Here is a 24,854-nt window from a genome sequence, read left to right as displayed (position 1 = left end):
AAAAGATGACGACCCAGACCAAGCCCTCCCCAGAGCAAATACTCAAGGCACGGGCAGATAACCCGAAAATGCGCGAACGCGATTTTGCGCAAAGCCTCGGGATATCAGAAGCCGATTTCATTGCGGCTTACACAGGTGCAGATGCTAAAAGCTCGATTTCCGCTCGACGCATCCGTGCCGATGTTGAAACTCTGCTTAAACATGCGCCTTCGCTCGGCGAAGTCATGGCGCTAACGCGCAATGAAAGCGCTGTGCACGAAAAGATCGGCCCATTCGAAAAAACGATTTGGGGTCCGCATGCATCGCTGACACTCGGCAAAGAAATTGATCTCCGTATTTTCCCGAGGCATTGGGTGCACGGTTTTGCTGTCGCAAAGCCGGATGGCGAACATATTCGTCGTAGCCTTCAGTTTTTTGATGCTTCGGGCGAAGCGGTTCATAAAATCCATCTGCGTCCTGCATCCAATCTGGAAGCATATGAGCAGCTTGTTTCAGAACTGCTGCTTGATGATCAGACGCCTGCGATTGAAACAAAGCCAATCGCTGCCAAAGCTGAGAAAGCTGATGTTTCAACTGTTGATGGCGATGCGTTCCGCGAACGCTGGGGAGCGCTCACCGATGTTCACCAGTTTATTGGCCTGCTGAAGGATTTTGGTGTTGACCGTCATCAGGCGGTGCATCTTGCGGGTCAGGATTTCGCATGGCGCGTCGATCTGTCGGCAGTTGAAGCGATGATGAACCATGTGGTGCAGGAACAGATCCCGATCATGTGCTTTGTCGGAAGTCGCGGTTGCATTCAAATCCACACGGGTAAGATTGCAGAAATTAAGACGATGGGCCCATGGCTCAATGTACTTGACCCGACTTTCCATCTTCATCTGCGCGCGGATCACATTGCTGATGCATGGGTTGTTCGTAAACCTACCAAGGATGGTCACGTCACTTCGCTTGAAGCCTACGATGCCAATGGTGAGATGATTATCCAGTTCTTCGGCGAACGTCATGAAGGCGAGGCTGAACTCGCTGACTGGCGCATGATTGCAGAAAATCTGCCGCGCTTGCCTCAGTCGTCTGCCGCTTAATACAAACAGGATTTAAGTCTTTGTTTTAATATGCGTTCCGGAGATGGCTTCCATTTCCGGAATATGCATGTGAAGGGTTCAAAACATGTCAATGATTGGTTCAAGCATCGGTCGCTATACGGCTTTGGCTGTCCTTGCTACGACCGTTGCGTTCAGCGGGTTTGCAAAAGCGGATACAGTTGAGAAACTTGCGGATAGCTCCCGGGTTGTTTCGGTTGGTGGCGCTGTGACAGAAATCGTCTATGCGTTGGGCGCAGGCGATAAGCTCGTCGCACGTGACCAAACCAGTACCTATCCTGAACAAGCGCACGAACTGGTCGATGTTGGTTATATGCGCCGCCTGTCGCCGGAAGGCGTTCTTTCGGTCAATCCCACCGGCATTTTGATGTCGGAAGGCAGTGGCCCGCCGGAAACTCTGGAAGTCCTCAAGAAAGCATCTGTTCCTATTGTTATGGTACCGGAATCCTTTACGGGTGAGGGCGTCATTGCCAAGATTGATGCTGTCGGTAAAGCGCTTGGGCTTGAAGATAAGGCCAAGGAACTTGCAGCAAACGTCTCGCGTGATCTTGAAGCAGCTGAGAAGATTTCGGCCAATCAAAACCCACGTAAGCGTGTGCTTTTCATCATGTCTGCACAGGAAGGACGCATTATGGCGTCTGGAACTGGCACTGGTGCCAATGGCATCATTACGCTTGCGGGCGGTGCAAATGCTATCGATTCATACCAGGGTTATAAGCAGCTGACAGACGAGGCCGTTGAAAAGGCTGCTCCTGATCTGATCCTGACGATGAATATTGGTAAAGATAGCGTTCAGAAGGAAGACCTTCTGAAAAATCCTGCTTTGGCCAATTCGCCTGCGGGCCGCAGCGGTAACATTGTTCAGATGGACTCACTCTATTTGCTTGGCTTCGGTCCACGTACAGGTGCTGCCAGCCGCGAGTTGTCTGAAAAGCTCTATGGCAAGCAGGCCGCAAACTAAGAACTGTGCCTGTTTCGTTTGAGTACGGGCAGGCATATCGCGGAAACGCGCAATAAGGACATATAGAAATGACCAGCCATGACCGCACGGCAAAACCCGGGGGCTTTGTTGTGCGTGATCAAGCCGCCGATAACCATGTCGGTGATCGTTCAGCCCGCGCACGCCTTGCTATCGTTGTTCTTGCGATAGCCCTTGGCGTGACTGCTCTTTTCAGTCTTACTGCGGGTGCTTCTGATGCATCGGTTTTGACTGTTCTGCGTGAATATGTTTTCGGCACGCAGGAGAGTGCAGATGCCTTCAGGCGCGATCATCTGATCATTATGGAAATACGCCTGCCGCGCATCATCATAGGCATATTGGTGGGGGCGTCGCTTGCGGTTTCAGGCGCTGTGATGCAGGGGTTGTTTCGCAATCCACTCGCTGATCCGGGCCTTGTCGGTGTTTCGGCTGGTGCCAGCCTGGGTGCAGTTTCGATGATTGTTCTTGGTGGAACCACGCTTGCGCCGCTTTACATGTTGCTCGGTCTTTATGCTTTGCCACTGGCTGCGTTTGTTGGCGGATTGATCACAACGCTTGTGCTGTATCGCGTAGCGACGCGGCGTGGCCGCACGTCCGTCGCTACAATGTTGCTTGCCGGTATCGCGCTTGGGGCACTGACGGGGGCCGCCACTGGCGCTCTCGTCTATATTTCCGATGATCGTCAGTTGCGTGATCTAACCTTCTGGGGTCTTGGCTCGCTTGCGGGCGCAACTTGGGGCAAGATTGGAACGGCTGGCCCGATTATCATGGTTGTCCTGTTTGCTACACCGTTTCTTGCACGTGGTCTAAATGCGCTTGCATTGGGCGAGGCAGCCGCGGGTCATCTCGGCATCCCCGTTCAGCGTATTAAAAATGTGGCTATTGTGACAGTGGCCGCTGCAACTGGTGCAACGGTCGCAATATCGGGTGGCATCGGTTTTATTGGTATCGTTGTGCCGCACATGCTGCGTTTGAGCATTGGCCCCGATCATCGCTATTTGTTGCCTTCGGCAGCGCTGCTCGGCGCGATTATGCTTCTGCTGGCAGATGCGGTCAGCCGTACCATTGTCGCACCCGCTGAGTTGCCTATTGGCATTATTACGGCAGTTTGTGGTGCTCCTTTCTTCCTCTGGATATTGCTGCGTCAGCGCGGCGTTCTCGACCTGTGAGGCACGAGATGATTGAAACCAAAAACTTAAGCGTTTCTATCGGCAAAAAGTCGATCATTGAAAATGTCGATTTTGTTGCCCGACCGGGTGAGGTGACAGCCATCGTTGGTCCGAATGGCTCGGGAAAGACAACATTGCTGCGCGCGCTGTCTGGCGATATCGCTTATACGGGATCGGCTTATTTGGATGGCGAGGATTTTAGCAGCATTAAGCCATGGCGCATGGCAGCACGTCGTGCGGTGCTTCCACAGGCCAGCGCCTTGTCGTTTCCCTTCACAGTTCGCGAAATTGTACATATCGGTCTGACAGGTGGATTCAGCGGTGTGATGGGTCCAGAACAGGAAAAATTGCCTGATCTCGCTTTAGCGAAAGTCGATCTGGCTGGCTTTAGCGGTCGGCTTTATCAGGAATTATCCGGGGGCGAGCAGCAGCGAGTTCAGCTGGCTCGCGTCTTGTGTCAGGTGTGGAAGCCGGTGGTGGATGGAAAACCCCGCTATTTGTTCCTTGATGAGCCTATTTCCAGCCTCGACATAAAACACCAGATCACGGTGATGGAAATTGCACGCGATTTTGCGGCGGCAGGTGGTGGGGTGATTGCCATTCTTCATGATCTCAATCTTACCGCCATGTTTGCCGATAGTATTGCCGTCATGCATAAGGGAAGGCTTGATACGATCGGCACGCCGCAAGATGCTTTGACCGACGATCGCCTTGAACGGGTTTATGAATGCACGTTGCGGGTCGGTGTCCAGCCGGCAAAAGGCGTTCCTTTCGTGCTACCACAATCGGCTTACGCTGCGTCGCTCTGAACGAAATCATAAAATAAAAAGGCTGAGAACCAAGTCGGTTCTCAGCCTTTTCAATTCAGTACAAAATAGAAATTTAGCTGGCGACCCGCTCAACTTCAAGATCTTCATCAAGGCCAAGCAAAGCACGAACATTCGGACGAGCCTTTATGAGGTCGTCGATGCTGTACTTCATCAAAACGCCGAAGAAGGCATTAAGCGCTTCACGCAAAGCTGAGTTCAAGCCGCAGCTATCAACGAGCGGGCATTCCGTAGCGTCGTTCTCAAAACACTCTGCCATCGCGAAGTTTTCTTCGGTCACGCGTACAACGTCGAACAGTGAAATATCTTTTGCTGCGCGTCCAAGGCGTACACCACCGTTACGACCGCGCACCGTTTCAACCAGCTTGTGTTCGACAAGTGGCTGCAAAATCTTAAAAAGAAAAAGTTCGGATACGCCATATGCACGGGCGATTTCCGGCACACGACTCAATTTGCCGTCATTGGCGGCACAATACATAAGCATGCGAATGGCATAATTCGTCTGACGAGTAAGACGCATTTATTATTCCTTTCAGCACATCCTCGAACTTTATGATTGGGGTTTTCCCATTCAAAAGCTCTGCTTTTGTTACGTCACATACTTCGTGGGTTAACCGAAGATGGTTAGCTTTTGAGCGTATGTGCCAAGCGCGTGCGTTTATTTCGATTCCACTTTAGAACTATTCTTAAAATATATGAAGTGATTTATCACCTTTGAAGGGTAAAAAACGACTTCTTTTCATCACGTCACCGCGATCATGTATTCAAATCAATGTCGGTCGACTGACAAACATCAATCCATTGCGCCGAAACGAGTTCGGCCATTTTTTGCGGAGCGATCCTTACCGCGCTGTTCGTTGCGCCTGCTGCAGGTACAACTTCTTCATAGGTCTTGAGCGACAGATCACAATAAACGGGCAGGGCGCTTGGTAAACCAAACGGACACACCCCGCCGACTGGATGGCTTGTCTCGCTTACCACGCTTTCCGCATCCAGCATGCGCGGCTTGCTTCCAAAATGATCTTTAAACTTACGGTTATCGATACGTGCATCGCCACGCGTAACGATGAGAATAGTCTGGTCTTTAGCCGTAAACGATAATGTCTTCGCGATCTGCCCCGGTTGCACGCCATGAGCCTCAGCAGCAAGTGCGACTGTCGCTGTGCTGGTCGGTAATTCAATGATATCGATTTCCGGTGCCTTCTCCGCAAAGAACGCTTTGACCGATTCCAGACTCATAGGTTCCCTTTTCTTTTATGAGTATGAATATCAAGTTTATGCATTATGGATGGAGAGTTCAATCCGTAGCGCGATTTTTTACAAATCTATATAAGTGACAGATTGCCGCTGCCTTTATTTTTAATCTCTATTATATCGAGATTGCTTAACTTAGATATTTTTGTCTAAGTTGCATTTATTTATATAGTATTTTATTTATCGTATTATTGTTGGACTTTAAGATTCATCAATAATTATCTTCGGACGTCGAGGTATATATTTATTTATCGCAATACCCCTTCCTGTTTGGGGAAGGGGCAATGCGTTGTTGTCATGGGTAAATTATGAATTGCTTGGCTCAATAGCTTTATCAGCTTCTTGTTTTTTTGCCTCTTTGTCTTTGTCGTAATGCCACTTGATGGCAAAAAACATGGCGATGCCTAAAACGATAAGCTTGAATCCGCCGGCGACTATCGGGAACCATTCCATTTTATGAATATTTCCATGCTGTTAATTTCGTCGCGAGCTTTAGCAGAATACGATCATTCAAACAGCTTAATTTTAACAATTTAATTTGAAGAGGTTGTTCGGTCGGGCGTCCTCTTATTGCTGTTTAGGGTTACTCTACGGTCTTCTGCCAGTTCTCAACGCGGTAGAGTTTGTGTTGATAGCGGGAAAGAAGCTTACCAAAGTGCAATTAGTGCAATCGCGTAAGTCATCGACAAAAATATGAAGCGCCACAAAGCTACTTAATCCGAACGACAATCAAAGCCGAATGTGCTGCCGCAAATCATTTTTGTTCTGAGGTCCATGGCACCCGTTTTATCAGGTCAAGAATGGTGGTGAAAATGGCGTGCTGATGCATATCCTCCTTCATAATCGGATTGCTCTGGAAATTTATTCACAAGTCATGCTTTGGATGAAAACAAAAGTTGCAGAACAAGTTGACGTCGCCATAAAAGCTGGTAAGTACTCATCCGATAATTGAATGGGTGGCAAATCAGTATCCATACTGAATTAGAGCTTTTCTGAAACCGAGAAAAGCATAACCATTTCAATCGCGTGGAGGGGTGGCCGAGCGGTTTAAGGCACCGGTCTTGAAAACCGGCGTGCGGGAGACCGTACCGTGGGTTCGAATCCCACCCCCTCCGCCATTTACTCTTTCAAGCAGATACACCCACGTTCATTCGCGTTCGAAAACCATTGTAAAGCTTGAGTTTGAGTGTACATTCCGTTTCGAGCGCGTTCGGGCTTGGTTGCTGGAAGCCGGGACCAAGTCGGATACAAACCGGATATCGTAAAAGAGAAAACCGGATACCGTTATCCTTCGCCCGTTCGCTAAATTGAGATAGCGGGTGGGTGCATGCTAACTGAAGCACAAATCAAAAAAGCCAAACCAAACGACAAGCCTTACAAATTAAGCGACTCAAAAGGGCTGTTTCTTCTCGTGGCGAACTCCGGTTCAAAGCTTTGGCGCTTTCGTTATCAGCGCGAAGGCAAAGAACATCTGCTATCGCTTGGGTCGTATCCCGAATTATCTCTTTCAGATGCGCGGGATCTCCGTGATGAAAAACGTAAGATTGTTAAGAGCGGCGGCGACCCTAAGGTTTCTCCGATTCGCTTGCCATCGAGCGTTACCGGTCTCACATTTGAAATACTGGCGCGTGAGTGGTTTGAGCTTCAAAGGCCTATGTGGGTCAAGCGACATGCTGATGATGTGATCGACAGTCTTGAGGCGCGGGTATTTCCACATATCGGATCAAAGCATCCAGACGACATAAGTGCGCCTGATGTTTTGAAGTTGCTGCGCGAGATCGAAAAGACCGCCATTGAAACAGCTAAACGTGTAAGGCAGCGGATTTCATCGGTGTTTGTTTACGGCATATCATCCGGTCAAGCATCAGATGATCCGGCCCATATTGTGAAAGGTGCCTTGGCACCCTTGCGCAAAAGCAAACAGCCTGCGGTGATCACGCTCAAAGAGGCTCGCGAAGTTCTGACTAAGGCTGAAGCTGAAACCGCTCACCCGGTCACCAAGCTTGCGATGCGCCTGCTTGCCTTAACGGCTGTCAGGCCCGGCACATTGATCACCACGCCTTGGACGGAATTTGCAGATCTCGATAAGGAGAACCCCGTCTGGCACATCCCTGCAAGCCGGATGAAGTTGAAGCTGGAGCATAAGGATGACGCACGCCGCGATCATCTGGTACCGTTGTCAAAGCAGGCAATTGAGGTGATTGAAGCAGCCAAGAAAGAGTCGTGGGGCGCGACTTACGTTTTCCCTAACGTTCGACATCGATTTAAGCCGATGTCCGAAAACGCATTAAGCTACCTGCTTAAGCGCGCGCATTTATCAGGGGTGCATGTGCCTCATGGCTGGAGATCTACGTTCTCAACAATCATGAATGAGCATTACCCGAATGATCGCGCGGTTATCGACCTGATGTTGGCGCATGTTCCAAAAGATAAAGTCGAGGCTGCATACAATCGCGCAATGCATCTTGGTCGGAGGCGTGAACTCGCGCAACTGTGGGCTGATTTATTGATGAATAAAATGGCCCCAGCAGGAGATTTGTTACTGGGGCCGAAGCGATAGTTATCAAGCGCGAGGCAGCGATTCGAGCCATTCAACAATTTCATCCTCGCGCCATCTGATCTTGTTTGCTCCCAGCCGCACTGGCTTCGGAAACTTATCGTCCTTGACGTACTGATAAATCGTCGTCTTTCCCAGCGTGGTGAGGCGCTTGACGTCGTTGACGTCTAGAAGTCTCGGCGCTTGGATGTGATCAAGGCTTCGCTGTTGATTTGTGCTTTGCGCATGCATCTTATTTTGCTCTCCTCGATGACTTGAAAATAGGCTGCTCAAACTTATCTACTTGGCAGCGCAATGAACGGTATGTGCCATGACAAAAATTCACTTCAACAAACGGCAAGAGCCGGATGGAACGTGGACCGTTGTTAGGCTTTTGACAGGTGAACCTGCCAAGCTGAACGGCCAATTTTGTTGCAATCTTCGGCGCGATGAAGCGCAGGAAATTACCAACTATCTGAACATGATGGGCGATGGCGATCATAACACACCGCCGTCCAAGTAGGTGATCTCCCACGTCGGATGGAAGATCGATGTATGGTTCTCGCCGTCCATCTGGATTCTAAGTCTGCCACTTATTGCACTACGGATTGTTCCAAAGGTCGATTTTGTTTCGTCTTTCCACCCGCCAGTGTATTGAATACGTCCACCGCGCTTGGCAGGAACACGATAGTTCTTCCGGATCCAAGCCATGCTCATCGGTTGACCTCCCTTGCGCGCAAGAGGGCGGTGCAGAGGGCGATGGGAAGCATCTTTGAATGATTTTCTGGTCTGTATCTCGCGTGAAGCCAGATGAATGCATCATTAAATAAGACCATGATGCTGTAAGGCTGCACCCTCTCAGCCAGCGCGATAGCCGCGTCTACAGAGGCGGTGTAGGCGGGGAGGCCAACAGTTAACCCGCCATCGGTCCATCGGTCCCACCAGTTGCCGCCCATGCCAAATTCACGGTTAGCTTTGAGTCCGCCAACGCTCTTGGCAATCTCCGCATCCTCTTCCCTATCAGGCCCGTCCAGCTTGGATAGTCTGTCAATGAGGGTCATGGGCGGTCTCCTTTAAGCTGTGAAACCAGTTTTTGACCGATCTCAATGGCTTCCGCAGCAAGACCGTCATGCTCTGATCGCGTGTATTGGAAAGCTGAAAGCATTTCGCTGACCTCGTAGGCGTGATCTATGTTGCCGGGGACCGGAGGATTATCTCGGAAATGATCCAACTCGTAGATGCCGCCATACACCAAAAGCGAGGCCCGCAGCTTCACGCCGCAGTGAGCGCACATAGGTGGCGTGTCGTGATCGATTGCCCATCCGCCATCAAGAATGTATCCATCGGCGTTTTTACGATTATGCTTCCGAAGGTTCTTGAGCTTTGCTGATCCGCAGTCGAAGCACCATTCGTTGCCGTTATTGGAGACGTACTCACCTTCAGGCGTTACAATCCAATGGGCGTTTTCAACGCGAGCTTGCGAAGCAAGGGGCGTTAGCTTGTCTAATAGTTCATCGATCTCTTTATGATGGGTGGAGGTCATGGGCGATCCTCCAAGGCGGCGCATTTGGTGCGAATATCCTCATGAAAAGCTCGCGCACCTTGGAATGTGCCCGCACACAAACCAGCTTGTGCCGTGCGGTCAATCTCTTCCAACGCCTCGCCCAACTCCTTAACCCGCGCCGTCAGCGCCGCGTTGTCGGTTTCGAGAACCAAGAGGCGGTTTTCTAGCCGTACCTTTTCAACTTCCAAGCTTTCAATTTCGGCGTTCGCTTCCTCGATAATATCAAGAAGACGTTGCTGCGCTCCCCGTTCCGCCGCAATGATGTCCTCGGCCTGCGATTTGGCGACGAGTTCGCGGATAGTTTCACCACTTCTAGCCGCACTCAGAACAAACTTCTTATCGCCTTTTTTCCATTCGCTCTTTGGTGTCCAGTATTGGTGTTCAACCGTCTCCAACCCTTCGACCGGCGCGGCGGGGCGGGTGGTCAAGGTGCAAGAATGCGGTTCTCCGCAACATGGATTTTCTTTGCATCTATTTTTCATAGCTGCCTCCTGTCGGGTGGATGGCGTCATACTGCTTGATAGCCCACTGGATAGCGAAACAGCACCACAGAAAGTGGTGCGTGTATTCCTTTAAATTGTGCTCGTAAAAATCAACGAAGCACTGCTTGGTTAGCGAGCACTCGTAATCCATAACCGATTGTATGCATCCGCGCTCATCGTTCGGGTCCATGTAGAAAAACAATTTATCTTCAATGGCCTGCCAAGCAGCTTTCTTTTTCCTGCGTGGGACTTCCCACTGGTCGAAATCTGTCTTCACAGCTTCTTTGAGGCGATCAAAACTAAATCGCTCATAACCGCCGCGCCTATTATTCGCCTGAATTTTCTCAGCCCAATAATCCGGGTTGATGGCATCGCCACGGAAGAACTCGAACATGTCAGTTAAGCGCTGGAAAACGTAGTCTCCCATATCCCCGCTTATGCATAGGTATCCCGGCCAAGTCGTGATGTTGAAGTGGTATGTGGAACTGTTGTTATAGGAAAACTTGAGGTCGCGATGCACGCCGTTATCCATGCGAACCGTCATTGAGTGGCCTTTAGTATCTCGCTTGAAGTTTGCCAGACTTTTGTTCAAGCGATTTTGGTACGATGCGACTTTCTTACGTTTGTTCATGCCGCCACCCCGATCTGATCGATATTCCGATTGATGACGTGGAAAGTGTAGGCGGCAACCCATGGGTTACTCTCCCATGCATCGGGTCCGTTGATGTGGTTCCAAAGTTTCAGAAATGGCGTGATTGCCGATGTATGGCAAAGACCTGATAAGTCATAATCGAACCCACGAATAACGTGGCAAGCTTCCCGCACTTTCGTGACACCTTCAGCAAATGCATCAGCCTCGCTAATGTCATGCAAACGTTCTACGCGTACATCTATGACTTCAAGCGTGATACGCGATGCCCAGCGTGGCATATGAATAGATGGACGCCAGCGGGCTTCCGCTTCAGGAGGGAATGGTTTGTCGAAGCCGTGGCGCTCGCATTCGGCTTCATAACCGTCCGCCCGATACAACACGAAGCCCGGATCTACTGTGCCGACAATGGCGCAAGCTTCGCGTACCCAAAGGCGATCTCCTGCTTGTGCAAGCGGTCGCCACCATTTCGGACCACCATCTTTATCACGCATGTCAGGACCGAATGCGATTTCCATTCTGCCATGATTGAAACTAATAAGCGGATCAATCCGGCCGGTCGGCTGTGGTTTAATCACACGGCGCGTCTGTGTTTTGCGACCTTCGAGCAAGGCGCGCACCATTGGCGCGCTGAAAAGGATAGGGCGGTCAGTCATACCAGCCCTACGATCTGCGCGCCAAGAATGGCGGCGACACTTGCGCTGGCAAAAAGAGTTGCTAAAACAACCTTTTGATTGAGCTTCTTGTCATGCGATTTGTAGGCAGTAGGAAGGTTAAAACCTTCTGAGCTGGGGCGTTCATGCATGTTCGAGAACCTCCGTTGATAGCGAAGGGCGCTTCGTGATTATCGAGCTAGACTGCCCCTCGATTGCGATAGCGAGTGCACCAACGGCTTCAATAGGAGCCGGATCCCAGATCTCAATCTGCGCATCGCTTGCACGGTCGCCGTCTAAAATGCCGTGCAAACCGGCACGGTCGTTTTCATCAAGGTTGCGCCATTTCTGGATATTGTACGCTCCGAACAGGATACCGCGAGGTGATCCACGCTGGGTTACTCCAACTGAAAAGCCGTGAGCCTGAAGCAACTGTTCTGCGCGTCGAACAGCGGCGAAGTCGCCTTTGTCCGTTAGTCTTGCCATGAAAATAATGTTTGACATCGGTCTCTCCGCTAAACCCCGGAGAACCGACTGCGCTTTCTACTCAAAACCCGGTCCAGCGCAGCCGGTTTTGGGCGGGGTGAGCAGAAAATGCGCATAATGCACAATTATGTCAATACAAAATGTGCGTAATGAGCAATAACATTGTGCTCTGTAAGGTCAATTGTTTAAATAATGCCGAATCTGTGCCTGTGGAAAAGCTCTATAACTGCTCATCAGATAAGCAGTTTATTAAATATGTTCTTGATGCGTTCCATTTCATGGGCCATCATTAATGTGCGGTAAAGGGGTGCAGTAGTGAGTATCGAGGATGATCTGCTGAATGAGTGGGAGAGGCTGTCGCAGGATGAACGGCGGAGTTTTATTGCTTTCTGGCGGCGATCAATGTCCGCAAAAGAGGAAGCATCGCCTGCTTCTCTTCTTCTGTGGCTTCGGCAATCAAAAGTGAGAATTCTCTATCAACGTCAGTAGGTTGTTCGGCATCCGTTGATGATGGCCCCTTGCCTTCGCCTGTGAGTAGCCATGCTTCGCTAACACGATAAGCCTTTGCATACTTATCCGATATTCGGCTGATTCCACGATTGCCCTGCTCATGCTGCGCATAGGAATTGTAGTTCCAGCCAAAATATTCGCAGGCGCTTTTCGCGGTTTTAAAACCGCGGGCGATACGTGCAATTTCCAATCGCTTAGCGAAGTCTGGGCGAGTGTCTGTCATGATTTGCATATTGCACACTTTCGATGTGCGTTTCGTCTTGACAATGAATTGTGCTTAACGCACATTCCGCGACATGAACGAAGCACCATTAGATATTCCGGCGATTAGGAAAGCCCTAAACCTGACGCAGTCACAGCTGGCAGGTATGGCAGGCGTTAACCTTTCTACTGTTTGGCGTTGGGAAAATGATGGCATTCCTAAGCGCGGTCCAGCGCGTGCTCTGCTTGATCGCCTCAATGTAGAAGCTTTTAGTTCGAAAGTATCTCCTGCCAGTTCCTCGGCGGGTGATGTTGCCGGAGCGTCTGTTGCGCCCCCCGCCCAAAGTGGCGCTCCGGCAAATGTTTTGAGTTCGCAAAGCACCAAGGGCAACTGCGAAACAGGAGCGCGGCTGCGGGCCGAAACTGCACTGCGCTCCGCTTTTATTTCCAATTCGCCTGAAGTCCTCCCATCGGGCGAAGCCGTGGCGCGTTGTGAAGTCCGTCAGCGCGCCACGGCGACTAATTCCGGGGAGGCGGTTCGATGATCTGTCGAGGTTGCGATCCATGACTTCAAATTCCTGATGCCGTTTTGACGGTTTGAAACTCTCAAATTTTTGACCTTCCCACCACGGGAAACGACGCTGGGTTTTCCCGGCGCGGGAAAGCTTTGCCTTGAGGATTGCGCGCTATGGCTGACATCGAACCTCGTGAATTTACAGAACGCTGGCGTTTGCGGGTTTTGGCAGCGCAGACGGATCTGATTGACGCGTATGGCGGCAGCCGCCGCGTGGTTGAAAAATTCGCAATTTCAAAAAGTCAGGTCGGGCGTTGGTATGGCGGTGTTGATCGAGACACAATGCCGACGCCGGTCGTTATGGCGCTGGAAGGCTATGTCGGTCGCCCGATTGTTTCGGGCATCATGGTCGAGTTTCTCGGCCTTGAGGTTGGCGGATCTGTCGTCAGCAACTCAATTTCGTCCTGTCTGTCTGCACTCAATGCCGATTTGGTTGAGCTGACCGGAAATATGATGGTCGAAACTGTTCGCGCCAAGGCGGATGGTTTTCTGTCGCCATCGGAAGCGCAGCAATTGCGCAAAATATCGCGCCAGATTGCGAAAATCCACGCTGACATTGATGGGCGACTTGCTGCCGCTGAAGCGCGAGAGGTCAACGAATGACCGCATCACAAGTCCTCAAATTTTTCATCATCGATGAAACCGGCAAACCGCAGCCGCTGCGCTGGCGGCATCCGTTTGCTCGCTTTGGCTGCGACCGCTCGCTGCAACTCGTTTCCCGCTTTCCAGATCAGGCTGATCGCATTGCGCGCCGTTCTGTTGAGGCGGGCTCACCTCTTACCAAAAAGCAAACACCCACTGTCTTAGGAGGACTTCAATGAGCCGGGTTATGCGTTCGTTCCGGGAAATGCTCGGACTGCTTTCGCGTGGTGATTTCACGCGCAAGCTTGATGATGAAATGGCGCTTGCGATCGAGGCACTGGAAAACATGCCCGGCGACAAGGGCAAGGCCACGATGACCGTGACCATCGATTTTAACTACGAGTTGGGCCGCATCGATATTGATCCAAAGGTCAAGCTCAAACTGCCTGACACCGCCAAGTTCATGAAAACACCGTTCTGGTCTTTGGATGGTGCACTGAGCATCGAGCATCCAAGCCAAGTTGACATGTTCCTTCGTGACGCCGGGCCGACGCCAAGCGCCGCCACTGAGCGCTGATTTTTTTAACCGGAGAGTAAAACCATGGAAGATAAGAAATCCATTGTCGGCCTCAATGCCGCAATTCTCACATTAACCGGGCTGGCCAATAAGGCCAGTGACCCGGAAATTGTCAGCGTTTCCACGAAAGGCTTGGCGAAGGGTCTTGCCGACGAAGTTCCGCTGGCGTTTGATCGTAATAATCAGAAGTTCGCTTCTGTCAAAAGCCTGCTTGAAGAGCATCGCATTGCGCCAGAACGCCGCCGCGGTACTGCAAATACCGATGTGCTCGCAAGCTTCATTGATCTCACGAACCGTCACAAGGATGATGGCTCGGTCATCTTTGGCAAGGCAAGCTGGCCTAATCCGAAACTCACTTCGATCATTGATTATCACGATCTCGATAATGAGCCGCGCTTTGGTGAGCATCGCGTTGAATACGCATTCCCGGTAACGGAAGAATTCACCGCGTGGGTGAAGAACAATGCGCAACCGATGGAACAGGCAGAATTTGCTCTGTTCCTTGAAGAGCATTCGGTTGAATTATGTGCTCCGACTGATGGCGAACGTACTGAGTGCGAACGCCTGTTCAATGAAAAGATGGCCACGCCGTCTGAGCTGGTCATGCTCGCCCGTCATCTGGAAGTGTTTGTCAGCGCGACGGTGAAGCAGGGCACGCGCTTGCAGACCGGCGAACGTACTGTCGAGTTCAAGGAAGAACATCAGAACGCCAAGGGTGAGCCGGTTGTCATTCCGGGCATCTTTATGATTTCGGTGCCGGCGTTTGTCGATGGTGACAAGGTCCGCATTCCGGCACGCCTGCGTTACCGCATCAAGGGCGGCGATATTGTCTGGTTCTATCAGCTTTATCGTTGGGAAAACGTGCTGCGTGAACAGGTCCAGCGCGATCTTGCAGAAGCTGCCGCCAAAACCGGCCTTCCATTCTTCGAAGGCTCGGCAGAGCGCTAATGTTTTACGCTTCCTCACGCCATACAGAAAGCAATCCGATAACTGCCGCAGCTATGCGCGCGCAGCGCTTGCGCGAGGAAGCACGCAAAGCTCCGGTGGGGCCAAAACTGGCGCCACCGGTTGAGGTCGCGCCAGTCGTCACAGCTGAGGCTACGTTACCGAAAAAAGTACCGTCGAAGAGGTCGCGCGCTGCCATTTCTGATGAAGTGATCCTTCATCGGGTCAACCGGAAATGGGTTCGATATTGTGGTGAGGTGGCAAAAGCCGGTGTTTTGCCGGTGGCTGATCTCTATCGACCTGATCTTAACACGATTATTCGCCGGATATGCCGCGCCCTTCGTGTGTCGCAACGCGATGTCCTGTCGCGATCCCGCCGCTACGATCTGATTTTGGCGCGGCAGGCGATTTACTATTGGGCGTTTCGCCTCACGCCGCTTGGCTGCACCGAAATTGGATTGAAGCTCGGCGGTCGCGATCATTCCACAATCATTTATGGCGTCAGCCATTATCGCGAAAAGCGTCAACATGCCGGGCGTTTCTTACGTCCAGTCAGGCGCAAGCGATGAGCAGCCGCCTTACGCCACGCGAAACCCTTCTGATCATTCTCACTGCTGTATTGGCGGAAGCGTCGGTCGCGGCTTTCCTCATTTACATCATCTGGTTTGCGGGGCGGCGCTGATATGCGTGAATATGATCCGGCTGACGATTCCAAAAAATGCTATGATCTCGCAGTCCAAGTGAAGCGCGAGCGCGGCGATACGCATTGGCCGCAACGCGATCCATATGAGCGCAAGATCGTCATCGGCAATTGCATGCTTTATCTCGGTGACTGCAACGCCATTGTTCCCACGCTAGGAATGATCGACGCGGTTGTGTCAGATCCACCATACGAGTTTGAAACATCGGGCGGCGGCAAGTTCCGCTCAAAGCGTCCGAACATGGATCAAATTGCGGCGGTCGGTCTTGATCAAGGCTTTGATCATAGCGTTTTCACTAGCAAGCAATTCGGCTCTGCTGTGTTTTTCGCGCACAATGATCAGTGGGCTGATCTACTGCCTTATCTCGCATCACAGTATGATCGTTACGCAATCATCCCGTGGGTGAAGCCGAATGCCATGCCAGTGGCGAATAAGCATTATCGGCCCGATATCGAAATCTACGTTCATGCCTGGAATTGCGGCTTCCATCCGGTCGGCGATCTTCAGCAGAAAAAACGCTTCATCATCGCCAAGAATGGCCAAGACAGCGATGTCGCGCATCCTACGGTTAAGCCGCAGACCGTCATGTCGAAGATCATCTGCAATGTTGCAGGGCAGGTGGTGCTTGATCCGTTTATGGGCAGCGGCTCGACAGGTGTCGCTTGCGTAAAGGCTGGCCGCTCTTTCATCGGCATTGAGCGTCATGAGCCTTATTTTGAGATCGCACATGAGCGGATCCGCAAAGCTCATGCACAGTCCGACATGCTGGTTGCAACACCGCCGATATCCGCGCCTGCAAAGCAGGAGGGTTTTCTGTGACCGCAAGCCCGAACCTTATCGGCGGAATGAACGATAATATTCTGCCAATCTTGCAGGCTATGATCGGTGCTGCAAATGACGCTGACCGCGCATTGGTGCTGCTCGTTTGTCCTATCCGCATCATGATCCAGTATCAGCCATTCTTGGAGCGTTTATGCTCTGAGCATGGCTTTGTGGCTGGTTGCGAGTATCTCACGTGCTTTTACGCCGCTATGAACCAGACGCGCCGCAATGGTGACTTGGTCAATCTGGCGCTCGATCATGCACGCCAAACGCTTCTTCTACTTACACAAAATACCGGGGGTGACGCATGAGCGATATGCTTATTCGCCAGTCTGTCAGCGTGCGCGATGCAACCAGATCCACTGGTCGGCGCATCATGCAGGGATATGCCAGCAATGGACTGGCTATCGTTGCGCATGAAATCGTTGACGAACTGAAAACTGATGAAGCGATAGCGCGCTGGATTGACGGCGGTCGCAGGGGCGAGCGTCCCGGCGAACAAGTCACAGCTGGCTTTATCCTTGTTCATGAAAACAGCGGCTATGTTCTGACGCCGGTAGGTTGGCTGTTGCCAAGCCGCGATGCGGCGGCAACGTGCATTCGTCGTCTTGTGAACAGATATGGCAATCTGTTTGATGGCGGCGTGAGTAGCATCCAGTCGCTATCAAGCGCTGTTTGTCAGGCGCAGCGTGACGCGGGCGCGCTGACCGGCAAGCATCATCATCTTCGCCAGATGGATACCCTTTTTGATGAGGCCGAATATCAGCGCAAATTGGCCGAATTGCGCGCCATTAAGCAGCCCGTGCACCATGGCGTGTCTCCGTATCAGGAGGCAGCGGAATGAGCCACGCAGCGACTAAATGGGCTTTTGACCAACCAGAACTGCATCGGGATATGAAACCTTCCGAATGGGCCGTTCTGATGGTGCTCGCAGACTGTCACAACCCTATCAATGGGTGTTTCCCCAGTCAGGAATTCATCTGCTCAAAGACCAATCTGGCAGAACGTGCGGTGCGTGATCAGCTCACACGATTGCGCGAACGTGGCCTGATCAATTGGGATTTGCATCGCGAGAACGGCAAGCGCGGTTCAAACCGTTATGGACTTGGGTTCGAGCCGGGGTTTCAACCGGCAAATTCTGCCGCTTGTTCTACCGGCGAAAATGAGCACGAGCTACCGGCAGATTCTGACAGTTTCAACCGGCAGAATTTGCCGCCTAACCTTGTAAAGGAACCTGTAAAGGAACCTTTGAGAGAGGCGTGCGCGATCGAAAAGCAAGATTTGAAGGCAATCAAGACAGCCTTCTGGCGGGTCATCAAAGCTTGGCCCGGTTTCGATGGCATGCCAAAGGAAAACTATCTCGACGATTGGTTTGCCCTCACTCCGGATGAACGTATTGAAGCTGAAGCGAAGCGCGACGCTTGGTTCGCTTTGCTCAAAGCACAGAAAAAATCACACGTCTCAGCACCATCGACATATTTCAGGCAGAAGCTTTGGAAAGATGTCCCCGATGCTCCAGCTCAACCTGATCAGCCATCTCGCCTTGAGGCTAAACCGTTCGGCAAACTGTTCGGTATCGATGTTTATCGAAACTTCCTGACGGTTTCGCCGGGCCTGATCTCAGCGCCAACGGCTTTTGAGCGCAATCAGATCGAACGCGGTGAGCGAACCGAAGGCGAAATCTATCGTGAAAAGCTTGTGAAACAGGGATGGACTGATGTCGAGGCCATGTTTGAGCGTGGCGCGACTGGTCGTTCTGTCGTGGTCTCTGGCCGCTTGGACTACCTTTCAGATCGAATGGAGTCCGTCAGCGTCGGCAGTGAGCTTTGGTTTGCATGGAAGGCTTACCACGAAGAGCGTGGCTGGCGTTGGTATCCAACACCTGACTGGCTGAAATGGGTTTGTTTCCCAGCAGGTGGCCCAGATGGAATGAAAGACTTTGAAATAGCTTTGAGGGGGTTAGGTGAGCATGATGGCAATTGATCAACGTCAAATTGATATCGCAATAGCATCGGCTCCCAGTGAAGAGCATTGTCGGGCGATTGACAAGGTGCTGGCAGAGCGTCGTCGAATAGAACGTTTGAGAGCGACAGCGGCAGTTCGTATGCAAGATGATTCGCCATGGCTCATACTTCGCACGCGGGTTAACCGCGAAGTATCAGTATGTGAGGCGCTTGAAGTTACCAACATTGAAGCGCTTGTTCCTATGAAAATGGGACCAAAACTGCGTAGGCAAAAGCGAGAAATTCCCCCACGTAAGGCTCCAGTGATGGTGGGATACATGTTAGCTAGGTGCCCAATTAATAATGATGCGATAGCTGCCTTATTAAGTTTTGATGACGTGTCTGAGGTGCTTGGCGGTTATCAAAATCCCTACCTGATGAGCGCTGAAAAAGTACGCTGTTTCAATGAGAAAGCCAAGAGTGGTGAATTTGATCATGAGCGGCCTGTCACATTGTTTGGCCACCTTCGGAAGGTGCAAATTGTAGAGGGGCCATTTGCTGGTCATGTGGGTGCGGTCGTAACATCTGTAGGCAAAGGGAAGGGCACGGCTGTTGTGGAAATACAATTTATGAACCGACCTATGCCAATGATTGTGCCTCTTGCATTCTTGTCTCCGCTGTGACTGTAATCTGCCCACGGATGATCCGGATTAGATAGTGATCCTCGATACACGGTAACACGTGGGCACAAGTTGCTGAGGTGGCGCGCTCGGACCCTGCTCTGACAGTCTCAATTAGGAGACACCGATTCAGGGCCAGAGCGTAAGCTATGTCTGAAATTCACCAAACACTTTGAGCGCCCGATGTGGCGCTCTTTCCATATGTATATGAGGCTGACGTGAGCCAACGTATCGAGTGTGAGCGTGATGCAGCTGCGCCATGGCGCAAGTGGTATAAGACCGCTCGTTGGCAAAAGCTGCGCGAGGATGTTCTCAAGCGTGACCTGTTCACTTGCCAGCAGACCGGCATCCTTCTTATCGGAAAGTATCCAGCGCCAAACAGCGCGGTTGTCGATCACATCAAAGAGCATCGCGGCAATGCTGAACTCTTCTGGGATATGAACAACCTTCAGGCCTTGAGCAAAGTCTATCACGACAGCGAAAAGCAAAAGCAAGAGCAGGTGAGCCTGCATCATCGTGGTGTGTGGGATTAGTCTGAAGGCGTTGGTGATGCCAGAACTGAATTGGGTAATGGGTACGCTGCCGAAGAACCTTTCAGTAGGGCGCAACGCTAAGCAGCACGTAGCGGCCAGCATCATCAACCATTCTCGATAACTCCAGCCGTTAAACACAGAAGGTGCAACATGAACCGTCGTTCATTCTTGTCATTTCTCAGCCTTGCGCCGGTTGCAGTCGCAGTTCCCGCAATGGCGCTGCCAAGGTCGGATAAGTCGACAGATATTGAGAAGCTAACTGTCACTGTATCGGTGGATACGACCGATATGCAGAAGGTGATTGAAGGTATTCGACGTGATGTGGATCGCGAAGTGCTGCGCAGCATTCCGAAGTATAAAGCTCGCGGCTTTCTTTGAGGTCAATCATGGTCAAACTAACAGGCAAGCGCCGATATCGTGCGGACCAAGAAGGCAAGATCATTCTTCAGGTGCAGACGCGCCGACACTTCAGAACAGCACTCAGTTCATTGCCAGTGCCCGATGAGGAACCAACATGGCGAGATGCTACCGTGGAAGATCTAACCGAGCATGAAGATGGTTCGATAGATATGTACCCAGATTGCACGAGGCCACGTGGCTAAGCTTCGCACCATCATGCCTCGAATCGTACTGGTCGCGTGAAACATCGACCGTGAAACATCAGGCGGGGGGGGGGCGGATCGAAAGTCAAAAAGGGGTCCATCTCCTAGACCCGCGTCTCCCACATGAAGAGATTTTTTTCTCATGACGATTGAATTTGACCTCTTCGGTCAGCCTGTTCGTGAAGGTTTTGGCAAGAAGGGACGGCCACCATATGCGCCATCTGAAAAAGATCGTAATAAAGTCAAGCTGTTACTGGCTCTGGGCTGGTCGATCTCTCGGATTGGTAACGCGCTTGATGTGTCGGGAAAGACAATTCAGCGGTATTTTAGTCCCGAGCTAAAAACGCGTGATGGCATGCGGGACAGACTGGATGCACGGCGATTTGAGATTGCCATGGACCAAGCCAACGCCGGAAACGTCACTGCACTTCGAGAACTTGGCGCGATGATTGAGCGCAACGACCGCATGGTGATTGAGGCTGCAATGGGTTCCAAGGGTAGCGACGATGATCGGCCCACAGATCGACCAGGCAAAAAAGCAACCGACGAACAGCGAGCCATGGCCGCAGACGCTGATCTGATGGCGGAGCTCGAAGCCGAGGCTTCGCAGAATGTCATCCAGTAATACACTGCCACGCTTTGCCTGCCCGGATTGGTGGGATCGGATTCAGGCAGGACAGACGCCAATGGCCGACGTTCCGCTCAATCCAGAAAAAGCGGCGAAGGCATTGGCATTCTTTAATCGCCTTCGATTGCCGGATGTTCCCGGAAATCCCGCTTTGGCAGATGCATGCGGTGATTGGTTTCGCGATATTCTTTGCGCCTTTCTGGCGAGCGAGGATCCTGAAACGCGAAAGCGGCTCGTTTGGGAACTGCTCTGCATGGTTCCTAAGAAGAACTCGAAGACGACATATGTTGCGGCTTTGGGCCTGACAGCGCTTTTCATGGAAGAAGCGCCTAATCGTCAGATGCTTATTGTTGCACCGAGCCAAAATATCTCGGAGCGCTGTTTTGATCAGGCACAGGGTATGATCCGAATTGATCCGCGTCTTGATGCGATATTCAAGGTGCAGGATCATCTCAAGTGCATCACGCGCCGTAAGACCGGCACGAAACTGGATGTTAAGACCTTCGACACGTCGATTGTCACCGGCGAAATCCCGATCCTGACAATCATTGATGAGTTGCACGAACTGGGCAAGAAAGCCAAGGCCGCAGCCGTCATGCAGCAGATCCGGGGCGGCGGTATCACCATGCAGGGCGGGCAAGTCCTGATGATTACCACGCAATCGGATGAGCAACCGGCAGGGATCTGGAAAACCGAACTCGATAAAGCACGCAAGGTTCGTGACGGCGTCGGCGGTCCATCGCCAATCCTCCTGCCGGTGCTTTATGAGTTTCCCGCGGATTTGCAGCGTAGTCAGGATTTTTGGCGAAGCCATAGAAACTGGCGCTATGTGCTGCCAAATATTGGGCGTTCTATTGACCCGCAGCGTCTGGTTGATGATTACGAGAATAACGGCAAGGTCAATAAAGAGGCTGAGAAGATCTGGCTTAGCCAGCATCTCAACATCGAAATCGGCGTTGGTCTTACCGATGATGCATGGCGCGGTGGCGACTACTGGGAAGATCGCGCAGATCCAACACTCACGCTTGATGAGCTGATGCGCCGTTCTGAAGTTGCCGTTATGGGAACGGATGGCGGCGGTCTGGATGACCTTTTCGGCGTCTGTGTCATCGGGCGCGAGAGGGTGACGCGTCGATGGTTGGTTTGGTGCCATGCTTATGCGCATCCGAGTGTTCTTGAAACACGCAAAGAAATAGCTGCCAACTTGCGTGACTTTGAGGCTGAGAGAAGCCTCACTTTCTGTGAGGTCTCAGCTTATATTGATCAGATAGCCGACATAGCGGCACGACTACGCAATGCTGGTCTGTTTCCCAAAAAGGATGCAGTCGGCTCTGATCCGAACAACATCGCCGCATTCATTGATGCCTTGGCAGAGCGCAAGATATCAGATGAAATGTTCCGGCGTATCCGACAGGGTCCAGCGCTTTCTCCAGCGATATGGGGACTGGAGCACAAGCTCAGCAACGATACACTCAGTCATGACGGAAGCACGATGATGAATTGGGTTATCGGCAATGTGAAGATTGAAGTGAACGGCAACGGCAATCTCGCCACCAAACAGGCGGCGGGTCGTGCAAAGATTGATCCATTTATCGCGATGCTTTGCGCCACAATCCTGATGAGCTGGAACCCCGAAGCTTCGGATGATCGGCTTGATAATTTCCTCGCTAACCCGGTAATGGTCGGAGTCTAATGGCTACTCGCAAAAAGACGCGAAACCGGAAGTCCAGCTTACCGGCAAATATGACGCGTGATGAGATAATCGCCAAGGATCGGCGCCTATCACTGAAGAATGGCTCTGGCTGGGCCGGTGCTTTTGGTACGAATAACCACGCTGGGAAAAGCGTTCACCTTCATTCTGTTTTGCAGCTTTCAACAGCATGGGCTTGCATCCGGCTTACTGCGCAGGCCGTATCGTGCCTGCCGCTTGCCATGTATGAGAAGCGTGGCGATGATAATCGTGTTCGTGTCTCTGATGACGATCTTGCAGAAGTCATCTGCGAAAATCCAAACGAAGATCAGACGGCGCTCGAATATTGGGAGTCGATGGTTGCGTGGATGGCTGCTACCGGCAATGCATATTCCGAAAAGGTGCAAAGCGGTAATCGTCTGGTTTCTCTCCAGCCATTAGCCAGCACGCATTGCACGCCATTCCGCGACAGCGAAGGCGAGTTGCAATATCGTGTCAATGATCGTGGTAAAACTGAAATTCTTCCGCGAGACAAAGTGTTTCACCTTCGCGGATTCAGTTTTGGCGGCGATATGGGTTTATCGCCAATCCAGTTTGGTGCGCAGGCGTTTGGATCCGCAATCGCGCTCGATGAGGCGACCGGCAAGCTCTACGGAAACGGATTGCAGGCCAGTGGCGTACTTTCCTCAGATAAGACGCTTGAGAAAGAACAGCGCGAGCAGCTGCAAACGATCATGGAAAAGTTTGTCGGCTCTCGCAATGCTGGCAAACTGATGGTTCTTGAAGCGGGTCTGAAATATGACCGGTTGGCACTTTCCCCTGTCGATGCGCAGATGCTTGAAAACAAGCGCTTCAGCGTCGAGGAAATTTGCCGTTGGTGGGGCGTACCGCCGATCATCATCGGTCACGCTGCACAAGGCCAGACCATGTGGGGATCTGGTGTTGAACAGATCCTGCTGGCGTGGCTGACACTTGGCATCGATCCGCTCTGTGATCGCATAGAGGCGCGGATCAAAAAGCAGCTTATCCGTCCAACCGGCAATCGTCGCCGTTATGCTGAGTTCAACCGCGAAGCTCTCTTGCAAATGGACAGCAAGTCCAAGGCGGCATTCCTGTCAACCATGACGCAAAACGGTCTGATGACCCGTAATGAGGGTAGGGCGAAACTCAATCTTCCTCGCAAGGATGGCGGTGACGAACTCACGGCACAAACCAATCTTGCACCGCTCACCCAACTTGGCGCTGCGAGTGACAGCAACGCAGCCCGCGCAGCGATGCGCGCATGGATTGGTGAATATTCCAAGGAAAGGCAATCCGATGACGATGCGTAAGCTTCCATCTGCCAAGATCAATGTTCGTCCCGGCTTGCGTTCGGAGCTTGCGCCAGCAGCACTTGATCGCTGGAATAGTTCGGTCAAATCCGCAGCTGACGATTCCGATAACACCATTTCCATTCTCGATCCGATTGGAGAAGACTGGTTTGGGGATGGTGTGACGGCCAAGCGCATTTCTGCCGCTCTGCGAAATATTGGCAAGAAAGACGTTGTCGTCTCGATCAACTCGCCGGGTGGCGATTACTTCGAAGGGCTGGCGATTTACAATCTTCTTCGCGAGCATCCGGCGAAAGTGACCGTCAAGATTGTCGGAATTGCAGCATCCGCCGCATCCGTCATAGCGATGGCCGCAGATGAGGTGCAGATCGCCCGCGCAGGATTCATCATGATCCACAATACGTGGGTTGTCGCTGTAGGAGATCGTCATGCGTTGCGTGACGTCGCTGACTGGCTTGAGCCATTTGATGTGACTGCCACCGATATTTATGCGGCGCGCACTGGTCTTGATGAAAATGAGATTGGTCGCATGCTTGATCGCGAAACTTGGATTGGCGGCGCTGAAGCTGTCGAAAAGGGTTTTGCAGACAGTATGCTCTCCGCTGATGAAATCGAGAGTAAGGCAAATAATTCGATGGAGAGCCGCCAACAGGTTGCGGCTCACAAATTCGATACTCTTCTCGCTAGAGCAAACGTACCGCGATCCGAGCGGCGCGAACTGCTCAATGCGCTGAAAGGCGGTATGCCTGGCGCTACCGTAACCGGCATGCAGGACGCTGCCGTACTAGCTGAGGTTTCAAACCTCCTCGCATCCATAAAATCTATCTAGGGCAGCC

The 24,854-nt window shown here is 51.8% G+C and carries 37 protein-coding genes and 1 tRNA gene; 24 read left to right on the top strand and 14 right to left on the bottom strand.

Translation table 11 applies throughout. The features are described 5' to 3' along the window. The first annotated feature begins 5 nt into the window (after positions 1–5). The 4 genes from ACOZHT_RS15305 (at position 6) to ACOZHT_RS15290 (ending at position 4,057) form a co-directional block, all read left to right on the top strand. Positions 6–1,082 carry a hemin-degrading factor gene (locus ACOZHT_RS15305; protein WP_421565951.1) on the top strand — a complete coding sequence of 359 codons (1,077 nt, stop codon included), beginning with the start codon at positions 6–8 and terminating at the stop codon, positions 1,080–1,082. Positions 1,083–1,167: 85 nt separating this feature from the next. Then, on the top strand, positions 1,168–2,061 hold the full coding sequence (locus ACOZHT_RS15300; RefSeq protein WP_421565950.1) for a heme/hemin ABC transporter substrate-binding protein: 894 nt from the start codon (positions 1,168–1,170) through the stop codon (positions 2,059–2,061). Positions 2,062–2,129: 68 nt separating this feature from the next. After that, positions 2,130–3,248, top strand: a complete 1,119-nt coding sequence (locus ACOZHT_RS15295; protein ID WP_421565949.1) for a FecCD family ABC transporter permease — start codon at positions 2,130–2,132, stop codon at positions 3,246–3,248. Positions 3,249–3,256: 8 nt separating this feature from the next. Beyond that, positions 3,257–4,057, top strand: a complete 801-nt coding sequence (locus tag ACOZHT_RS15290) for a heme ABC transporter ATP-binding protein (RefSeq protein WP_421565948.1) — start codon at positions 3,257–3,259, stop codon at positions 4,055–4,057. Positions 4,058–4,130: 73 nt separating this feature from the next. Here ACOZHT_RS15290 and rirA read toward each other — a convergent pair whose 3' ends face one another. The 3 genes from rirA to ACOZHT_RS15275 all read right to left on the bottom strand — a co-directional run bounded on the left by rirA (position 4,131) and on the right by ACOZHT_RS15275 (position 5,782). Beyond that, positions 4,131–4,595 carry an iron-responsive transcriptional regulator RirA gene (gene rirA, locus ACOZHT_RS15285; RefSeq protein WP_339512834.1) on the bottom strand — a complete coding sequence of 155 codons (465 nt, stop codon included), beginning with the start codon at positions 4,593–4,595 and terminating at the stop codon, positions 4,131–4,133. A gap of 236 nt (positions 4,596–4,831) precedes the next feature. Next, positions 4,832–5,314, bottom strand: coding sequence for a YbaK/EbsC family protein (locus ACOZHT_RS15280; protein ID WP_421565947.1), 483 nt, complete (start codon positions 5,312–5,314; stop codon positions 4,832–4,834). Between the two features lie 321 nt (positions 5,315–5,635). Beyond that, entirely contained in the window at positions 5,636–5,782 is a 147-nt protein-coding gene (locus ACOZHT_RS15275; protein ID WP_421565946.1) for a hypothetical protein, read from the bottom strand. A 575-nt stretch (positions 5,783–6,357) separates the two neighbouring features. On the opposite strand from ACOZHT_RS15275, the gene ACOZHT_RS15270 reads away from it, so the two are divergent. Together ACOZHT_RS15270 and ACOZHT_RS15265 are read left to right on the top strand one after the other, a co-directional pair. Then, positions 6,358–6,447: transfer RNA gene (locus ACOZHT_RS15270), tRNA-Ser, on the top strand. A gap of 209 nt (positions 6,448–6,656) precedes the next feature. Continuing rightward, entirely contained in the window at positions 6,657–7,889 is a 1,233-nt protein-coding gene (locus ACOZHT_RS15265) for a tyrosine-type recombinase/integrase (RefSeq protein ID WP_421565945.1), read from the top strand. A gap of 3 nt (positions 7,890–7,892) precedes the next feature. Here the strand turns inward: ACOZHT_RS15265 and ACOZHT_RS15260 are convergent, their stop codons facing one another. From ACOZHT_RS15260 to ACOZHT_RS15210, 11 genes are all read right to left on the bottom strand, one after another. Next, positions 7,893–8,117, bottom strand: coding sequence for a helix-turn-helix transcriptional regulator (locus tag ACOZHT_RS15260; protein WP_151615096.1), 225 nt, complete (start codon positions 8,115–8,117; stop codon positions 7,893–7,895). Position 8,118: 1 nt separating this feature from the next. Further along, complete coding sequence (locus ACOZHT_RS15255) at positions 8,119–8,367, bottom strand: hypothetical protein (protein WP_421565944.1); 249 nt, start codon at positions 8,365–8,367, stop codon at positions 8,119–8,121. Continuing rightward, on the bottom strand, positions 8,364–8,582 hold the full coding sequence (locus ACOZHT_RS15250) for a hypothetical protein (protein ID WP_421565943.1): 219 nt from the start codon (positions 8,580–8,582) through the stop codon (positions 8,364–8,366). Before ACOZHT_RS15250 ends, ACOZHT_RS15255 begins: the two co-directional genes overlap by 4 nt. Then, entirely contained in the window at positions 8,579–8,926 is a 348-nt protein-coding gene (locus ACOZHT_RS15245) for a hypothetical protein (RefSeq protein WP_421565942.1), read from the bottom strand. Before ACOZHT_RS15245 ends, ACOZHT_RS15250 begins: the two co-directional genes overlap by 4 nt. Further along, positions 8,923–9,408 (bottom strand): hypothetical protein, encoded by a 486-nt coding sequence (locus ACOZHT_RS15240; protein ID WP_421565941.1) that lies wholly within the window; start codon positions 9,406–9,408, stop codon positions 8,923–8,925. The genes ACOZHT_RS15245 and ACOZHT_RS15240 overlap by 4 nt, the downstream gene beginning before the upstream one ends. Continuing rightward, the gene (locus ACOZHT_RS15235; RefSeq protein WP_421565940.1) at positions 9,405–9,911 is read right to left on the bottom strand and encodes a hypothetical protein; all 507 of its coding nucleotides are present in this window, start codon (positions 9,909–9,911) and stop codon (positions 9,405–9,407) included. Before ACOZHT_RS15235 ends, ACOZHT_RS15240 begins: the two co-directional genes overlap by 4 nt. Then, complete coding sequence (locus tag ACOZHT_RS15230; RefSeq protein WP_421565939.1) at positions 9,901–10,542, bottom strand: hypothetical protein; 642 nt, start codon at positions 10,540–10,542, stop codon at positions 9,901–9,903. Before ACOZHT_RS15230 ends, ACOZHT_RS15235 begins: the two co-directional genes overlap by 11 nt. After that, entirely contained in the window at positions 10,539–11,216 is a 678-nt protein-coding gene (locus tag ACOZHT_RS15225) for a hypothetical protein (RefSeq protein ID WP_421565938.1), read from the bottom strand. The genes ACOZHT_RS15230 and ACOZHT_RS15225 overlap by 4 nt, the downstream gene beginning before the upstream one ends. Further along, positions 11,213–11,365 carry a hypothetical protein gene (locus ACOZHT_RS15220; protein ID WP_421565937.1) on the bottom strand — a complete coding sequence of 51 codons (153 nt, stop codon included), beginning with the start codon at positions 11,363–11,365 and terminating at the stop codon, positions 11,213–11,215. The genes ACOZHT_RS15225 and ACOZHT_RS15220 overlap by 4 nt, the downstream gene beginning before the upstream one ends. Beyond that, the gene (locus tag ACOZHT_RS15215) at positions 11,358–11,717 is read right to left on the bottom strand and encodes a hypothetical protein (protein WP_421565936.1); all 360 of its coding nucleotides are present in this window, start codon (positions 11,715–11,717) and stop codon (positions 11,358–11,360) included. Before ACOZHT_RS15215 ends, ACOZHT_RS15220 begins: the two co-directional genes overlap by 8 nt. A gap of 361 nt (positions 11,718–12,078) precedes the next feature. Beyond that, complete coding sequence (locus tag ACOZHT_RS15210) at positions 12,079–12,441, bottom strand: XRE family transcriptional regulator (RefSeq protein WP_421565935.1); 363 nt, start codon at positions 12,439–12,441, stop codon at positions 12,079–12,081. Positions 12,442–12,505: 64 nt separating this feature from the next. Here ACOZHT_RS15210 and ACOZHT_RS15205 point away from each other — a divergent pair, with 64 nt between their 5' ends. From ACOZHT_RS15205 to ACOZHT_RS15120, 18 genes are all read left to right on the top strand, one after another. Beyond that, positions 12,506–12,955 carry a helix-turn-helix domain-containing protein gene (locus ACOZHT_RS15205; protein ID WP_421565934.1) on the top strand — a complete coding sequence of 150 codons (450 nt, stop codon included), beginning with the start codon at positions 12,506–12,508 and terminating at the stop codon, positions 12,953–12,955. 143 nt (positions 12,956–13,098) lie between these two features. Further along, complete coding sequence (locus tag ACOZHT_RS15200; RefSeq protein ID WP_105518465.1) at positions 13,099–13,587, top strand: hypothetical protein; 489 nt, start codon at positions 13,099–13,101, stop codon at positions 13,585–13,587. Then, entirely contained in the window at positions 13,584–13,805 is a 222-nt protein-coding gene (locus tag ACOZHT_RS15195) for a hypothetical protein (protein WP_421565933.1), read from the top strand. The genes ACOZHT_RS15200 and ACOZHT_RS15195 overlap by 4 nt, the downstream gene beginning before the upstream one ends. Then, positions 13,802–14,143, top strand: coding sequence for a hypothetical protein (locus ACOZHT_RS15190; RefSeq protein ID WP_421565932.1), 342 nt, complete (start codon positions 13,802–13,804; stop codon positions 14,141–14,143). Before ACOZHT_RS15195 ends, ACOZHT_RS15190 begins: the two co-directional genes overlap by 4 nt. Positions 14,144–14,167: 24 nt before the next feature. Then, entirely contained in the window at positions 14,168–15,091 is a 924-nt protein-coding gene (locus tag ACOZHT_RS15185) for a DUF2303 family protein (protein ID WP_421565931.1), read from the top strand. Then, positions 15,091–15,657 carry a helix-turn-helix domain-containing protein gene (locus ACOZHT_RS15180; RefSeq protein WP_421565930.1) on the top strand — a complete coding sequence of 189 codons (567 nt, stop codon included), beginning with the start codon at positions 15,091–15,093 and terminating at the stop codon, positions 15,655–15,657. The genes ACOZHT_RS15185 and ACOZHT_RS15180 overlap by 1 nt, the downstream gene beginning before the upstream one ends. 114 nt (positions 15,658–15,771) lie before the next feature. After that, complete coding sequence (locus tag ACOZHT_RS15175; RefSeq protein WP_421565929.1) at positions 15,772–16,608, top strand: DNA-methyltransferase; 837 nt, start codon at positions 15,772–15,774, stop codon at positions 16,606–16,608. Further along, entirely contained in the window at positions 16,605–16,922 is a 318-nt protein-coding gene (locus ACOZHT_RS15170; protein ID WP_421565928.1) for a hypothetical protein, read from the top strand. The genes ACOZHT_RS15175 and ACOZHT_RS15170 overlap by 4 nt, the downstream gene beginning before the upstream one ends. Then, a complete protein-coding gene (locus tag ACOZHT_RS15165) occupies positions 16,919–17,455 on the top strand; it encodes a hypothetical protein (protein WP_421565927.1) in 537 nt (178 codons plus the stop codon). The genes ACOZHT_RS15170 and ACOZHT_RS15165 overlap by 4 nt, the downstream gene beginning before the upstream one ends. Continuing rightward, positions 17,452–18,594 (top strand): helix-turn-helix domain-containing protein, encoded by a 1,143-nt coding sequence (locus ACOZHT_RS15160; protein ID WP_421565926.1) that lies wholly within the window; start codon positions 17,452–17,454, stop codon positions 18,592–18,594. The genes ACOZHT_RS15165 and ACOZHT_RS15160 overlap by 4 nt, the downstream gene beginning before the upstream one ends. Beyond that, complete coding sequence (nusG, locus tag ACOZHT_RS15155) at positions 18,581–19,237, top strand: transcription termination/antitermination protein NusG (protein WP_421565925.1); 657 nt, start codon at positions 18,581–18,583, stop codon at positions 19,235–19,237. The genes ACOZHT_RS15160 and nusG overlap by 14 nt, the downstream gene beginning before the upstream one ends. 215 nt (positions 19,238–19,452) lie before the next feature. Next, entirely contained in the window at positions 19,453–19,767 is a 315-nt protein-coding gene (locus tag ACOZHT_RS15150; protein WP_421565924.1) for an HNH endonuclease, read from the top strand. Between the two features lie 150 nt (positions 19,768–19,917). Continuing rightward, positions 19,918–20,145: a hypothetical protein gene (locus ACOZHT_RS15145; RefSeq protein ID WP_421565923.1), complete on the top strand. Its 228-nt coding sequence runs from the start codon at positions 19,918–19,920 to the stop codon at positions 20,143–20,145. Positions 20,146–20,153: 8 nt separating this feature from the next. Beyond that, entirely contained in the window at positions 20,154–20,369 is a 216-nt protein-coding gene (locus ACOZHT_RS15140; RefSeq protein ID WP_421565922.1) for a hypothetical protein, read from the top strand. A gap of 142 nt (positions 20,370–20,511) precedes the next feature. Further along, complete coding sequence (locus ACOZHT_RS15135) at positions 20,512–20,994, top strand: AraC family transcriptional regulator (protein WP_421565921.1); 483 nt, start codon at positions 20,512–20,514, stop codon at positions 20,992–20,994. Then, positions 20,981–22,690 (top strand): terminase TerL endonuclease subunit, encoded by a 1,710-nt coding sequence (locus ACOZHT_RS15130; protein WP_421565920.1) that lies wholly within the window; start codon positions 20,981–20,983, stop codon positions 22,688–22,690. Before ACOZHT_RS15135 ends, ACOZHT_RS15130 begins: the two co-directional genes overlap by 14 nt. Then, complete coding sequence (locus tag ACOZHT_RS15125) at positions 22,690–24,018, top strand: phage portal protein (protein WP_421565919.1); 1,329 nt, start codon at positions 22,690–22,692, stop codon at positions 24,016–24,018. The genes ACOZHT_RS15130 and ACOZHT_RS15125 overlap by 1 nt, the downstream gene beginning before the upstream one ends. Beyond that, a complete protein-coding gene (locus ACOZHT_RS15120) occupies positions 24,005–24,847 on the top strand; it encodes a head maturation protease, ClpP-related (RefSeq protein ID WP_421565918.1) in 843 nt (280 codons plus the stop codon). Before ACOZHT_RS15125 ends, ACOZHT_RS15120 begins: the two co-directional genes overlap by 14 nt. Positions 24,848–24,854: the final 7 nt, after the last annotated feature.

Origin of the sequence: Ochrobactrum sp. EDr1-4, from assembly GCF_049199085.1 — a bacterium.
Taxonomy (GTDB): domain Bacteria; phylum Pseudomonadota; class Alphaproteobacteria; order Rhizobiales; family Rhizobiaceae; genus Brucella.
The sequence above is the reverse complement of the archived record's forward strand: the minus strand, read 5'-3'. Positions and strand labels throughout refer to the sequence as shown.

Bases quoted from the DNA above. Each gene is read 5' to 3' on its own strand.
- ACOZHT_RS15255 (WP_421565944.1), bottom strand. From the start codon at position 8,367: ATGATCGCCATCGCCCATCATGTTCAGATAGTTGGTAATTTCCTGCGC.
- ACOZHT_RS15290 (WP_421565948.1), top strand. From the start codon at position 3,257: ATGATTGAAACCAAAAACTTAAGCGTTTCTATCGGCAAAAAGTCGATC.
- ACOZHT_RS15160 (WP_421565926.1), top strand. From the start codon at position 17,452: ATGAGCCACGCAGCGACTAAATGGGCTTTTGACCAACCAGAACTGCAT.
- ACOZHT_RS15180 (WP_421565930.1), top strand. From the start codon at position 15,091: ATGTTTTACGCTTCCTCACGCCATACAGAAAGCAATCCGATAACTGCC.
- ACOZHT_RS15265 (WP_421565945.1), top strand. From the start codon at position 6,657: ATGCTAACTGAAGCACAAATCAAAAAAGCCAAACCAAACGACAAGCCT.
- ACOZHT_RS15295 (WP_421565949.1), top strand. From the start codon at position 2,130: ATGACCAGCCATGACCGCACGGCAAAACCCGGGGGCTTTGTTGTGCGT.
- ACOZHT_RS15130 (WP_421565920.1), top strand. From the start codon at position 20,981: ATGTCATCCAGTAATACACTGCCACGCTTTGCCTGCCCGGATTGGTGG.
- nusG (WP_421565925.1), top strand. From the start codon at position 18,581: ATGATGGCAATTGATCAACGTCAAATTGATATCGCAATAGCATCGGCT.
- ACOZHT_RS15215 (WP_421565936.1), bottom strand. From the start codon at position 11,717: ATGTCAAACATTATTTTCATGGCAAGACTAACGGACAAAGGCGACTTC.
- ACOZHT_RS15220 (WP_421565937.1), bottom strand. From the start codon at position 11,365: ATGCATGAACGCCCCAGCTCAGAAGGTTTTAACCTTCCTACTGCCTAC.
- ACOZHT_RS15245 (WP_421565942.1), bottom strand. From the start codon at position 8,926: ATGACCCTCATTGACAGACTATCCAAGCTGGACGGGCCTGATAGGGAA.
- ACOZHT_RS15135 (WP_421565921.1), top strand. From the start codon at position 20,512: ATGACGATTGAATTTGACCTCTTCGGTCAGCCTGTTCGTGAAGGTTTT.
- ACOZHT_RS15230 (WP_421565939.1), bottom strand. From the start codon at position 10,542: ATGAACAAACGTAAGAAAGTCGCATCGTACCAAAATCGCTTGAACAAA.
- ACOZHT_RS15235 (WP_421565940.1), bottom strand. From the start codon at position 9,911: ATGAAAAATAGATGCAAAGAAAATCCATGTTGCGGAGAACCGCATTCT.
- ACOZHT_RS15240 (WP_421565941.1), bottom strand. From the start codon at position 9,408: ATGACCTCCACCCATCATAAAGAGATCGATGAACTATTAGACAAGCTA.
- ACOZHT_RS15195 (WP_421565933.1), top strand. From the start codon at position 13,584: ATGACCGCATCACAAGTCCTCAAATTTTTCATCATCGATGAAACCGGC.
- ACOZHT_RS15260 (WP_151615096.1), bottom strand. From the start codon at position 8,117: ATGCATGCGCAAAGCACAAATCAACAGCGAAGCCTTGATCACATCCAA.
- ACOZHT_RS15190 (WP_421565932.1), top strand. From the start codon at position 13,802: ATGAGCCGGGTTATGCGTTCGTTCCGGGAAATGCTCGGACTGCTTTCG.
- ACOZHT_RS15305 (WP_421565951.1), top strand. From the start codon at position 6: ATGACGACCCAGACCAAGCCCTCCCCAGAGCAAATACTCAAGGCACGG.
- ACOZHT_RS15175 (WP_421565929.1), top strand. From the start codon at position 15,772: ATGCGTGAATATGATCCGGCTGACGATTCCAAAAAATGCTATGATCTC.
- ACOZHT_RS15275 (WP_421565946.1), bottom strand. From the start codon at position 5,782: ATGGAATGGTTCCCGATAGTCGCCGGCGGATTCAAGCTTATCGTTTTA.
- ACOZHT_RS15185 (WP_421565931.1), top strand. From the start codon at position 14,168: ATGGAAGATAAGAAATCCATTGTCGGCCTCAATGCCGCAATTCTCACA.
- ACOZHT_RS15120 (WP_421565918.1), top strand. From the start codon at position 24,005: ATGACGATGCGTAAGCTTCCATCTGCCAAGATCAATGTTCGTCCCGGC.
- ACOZHT_RS15200 (WP_105518465.1), top strand. From the start codon at position 13,099: ATGGCTGACATCGAACCTCGTGAATTTACAGAACGCTGGCGTTTGCGG.
- rirA (WP_339512834.1), bottom strand. From the start codon at position 4,595: ATGCGTCTTACTCGTCAGACGAATTATGCCATTCGCATGCTTATGTAT.
- ACOZHT_RS15210 (WP_421565935.1), bottom strand. From the start codon at position 12,441: ATGCAAATCATGACAGACACTCGCCCAGACTTCGCTAAGCGATTGGAA.
- ACOZHT_RS15205 (WP_421565934.1), top strand. From the start codon at position 12,506: ATGAACGAAGCACCATTAGATATTCCGGCGATTAGGAAAGCCCTAAAC.
- ACOZHT_RS15280 (WP_421565947.1), bottom strand. From the start codon at position 5,314: ATGAGTCTGGAATCGGTCAAAGCGTTCTTTGCGGAGAAGGCACCGGAA.
- ACOZHT_RS15300 (WP_421565950.1), top strand. From the start codon at position 1,168: ATGTCAATGATTGGTTCAAGCATCGGTCGCTATACGGCTTTGGCTGTC.
- ACOZHT_RS15225 (WP_421565938.1), bottom strand. From the start codon at position 11,216: ATGACTGACCGCCCTATCCTTTTCAGCGCGCCAATGGTGCGCGCCTTG.
- ACOZHT_RS15165 (WP_421565927.1), top strand. From the start codon at position 16,919: ATGAGCGATATGCTTATTCGCCAGTCTGTCAGCGTGCGCGATGCAACC.
- ACOZHT_RS15125 (WP_421565919.1), top strand. From the start codon at position 22,690: ATGGCTACTCGCAAAAAGACGCGAAACCGGAAGTCCAGCTTACCGGCA.
- ACOZHT_RS15140 (WP_421565922.1), top strand. From the start codon at position 20,154: ATGGTCAAACTAACAGGCAAGCGCCGATATCGTGCGGACCAAGAAGGC.
- ACOZHT_RS15250 (WP_421565943.1), bottom strand. From the start codon at position 8,582: ATGAGCATGGCTTGGATCCGGAAGAACTATCGTGTTCCTGCCAAGCGC.
- ACOZHT_RS15145 (WP_421565923.1), top strand. From the start codon at position 19,918: ATGAACCGTCGTTCATTCTTGTCATTTCTCAGCCTTGCGCCGGTTGCA.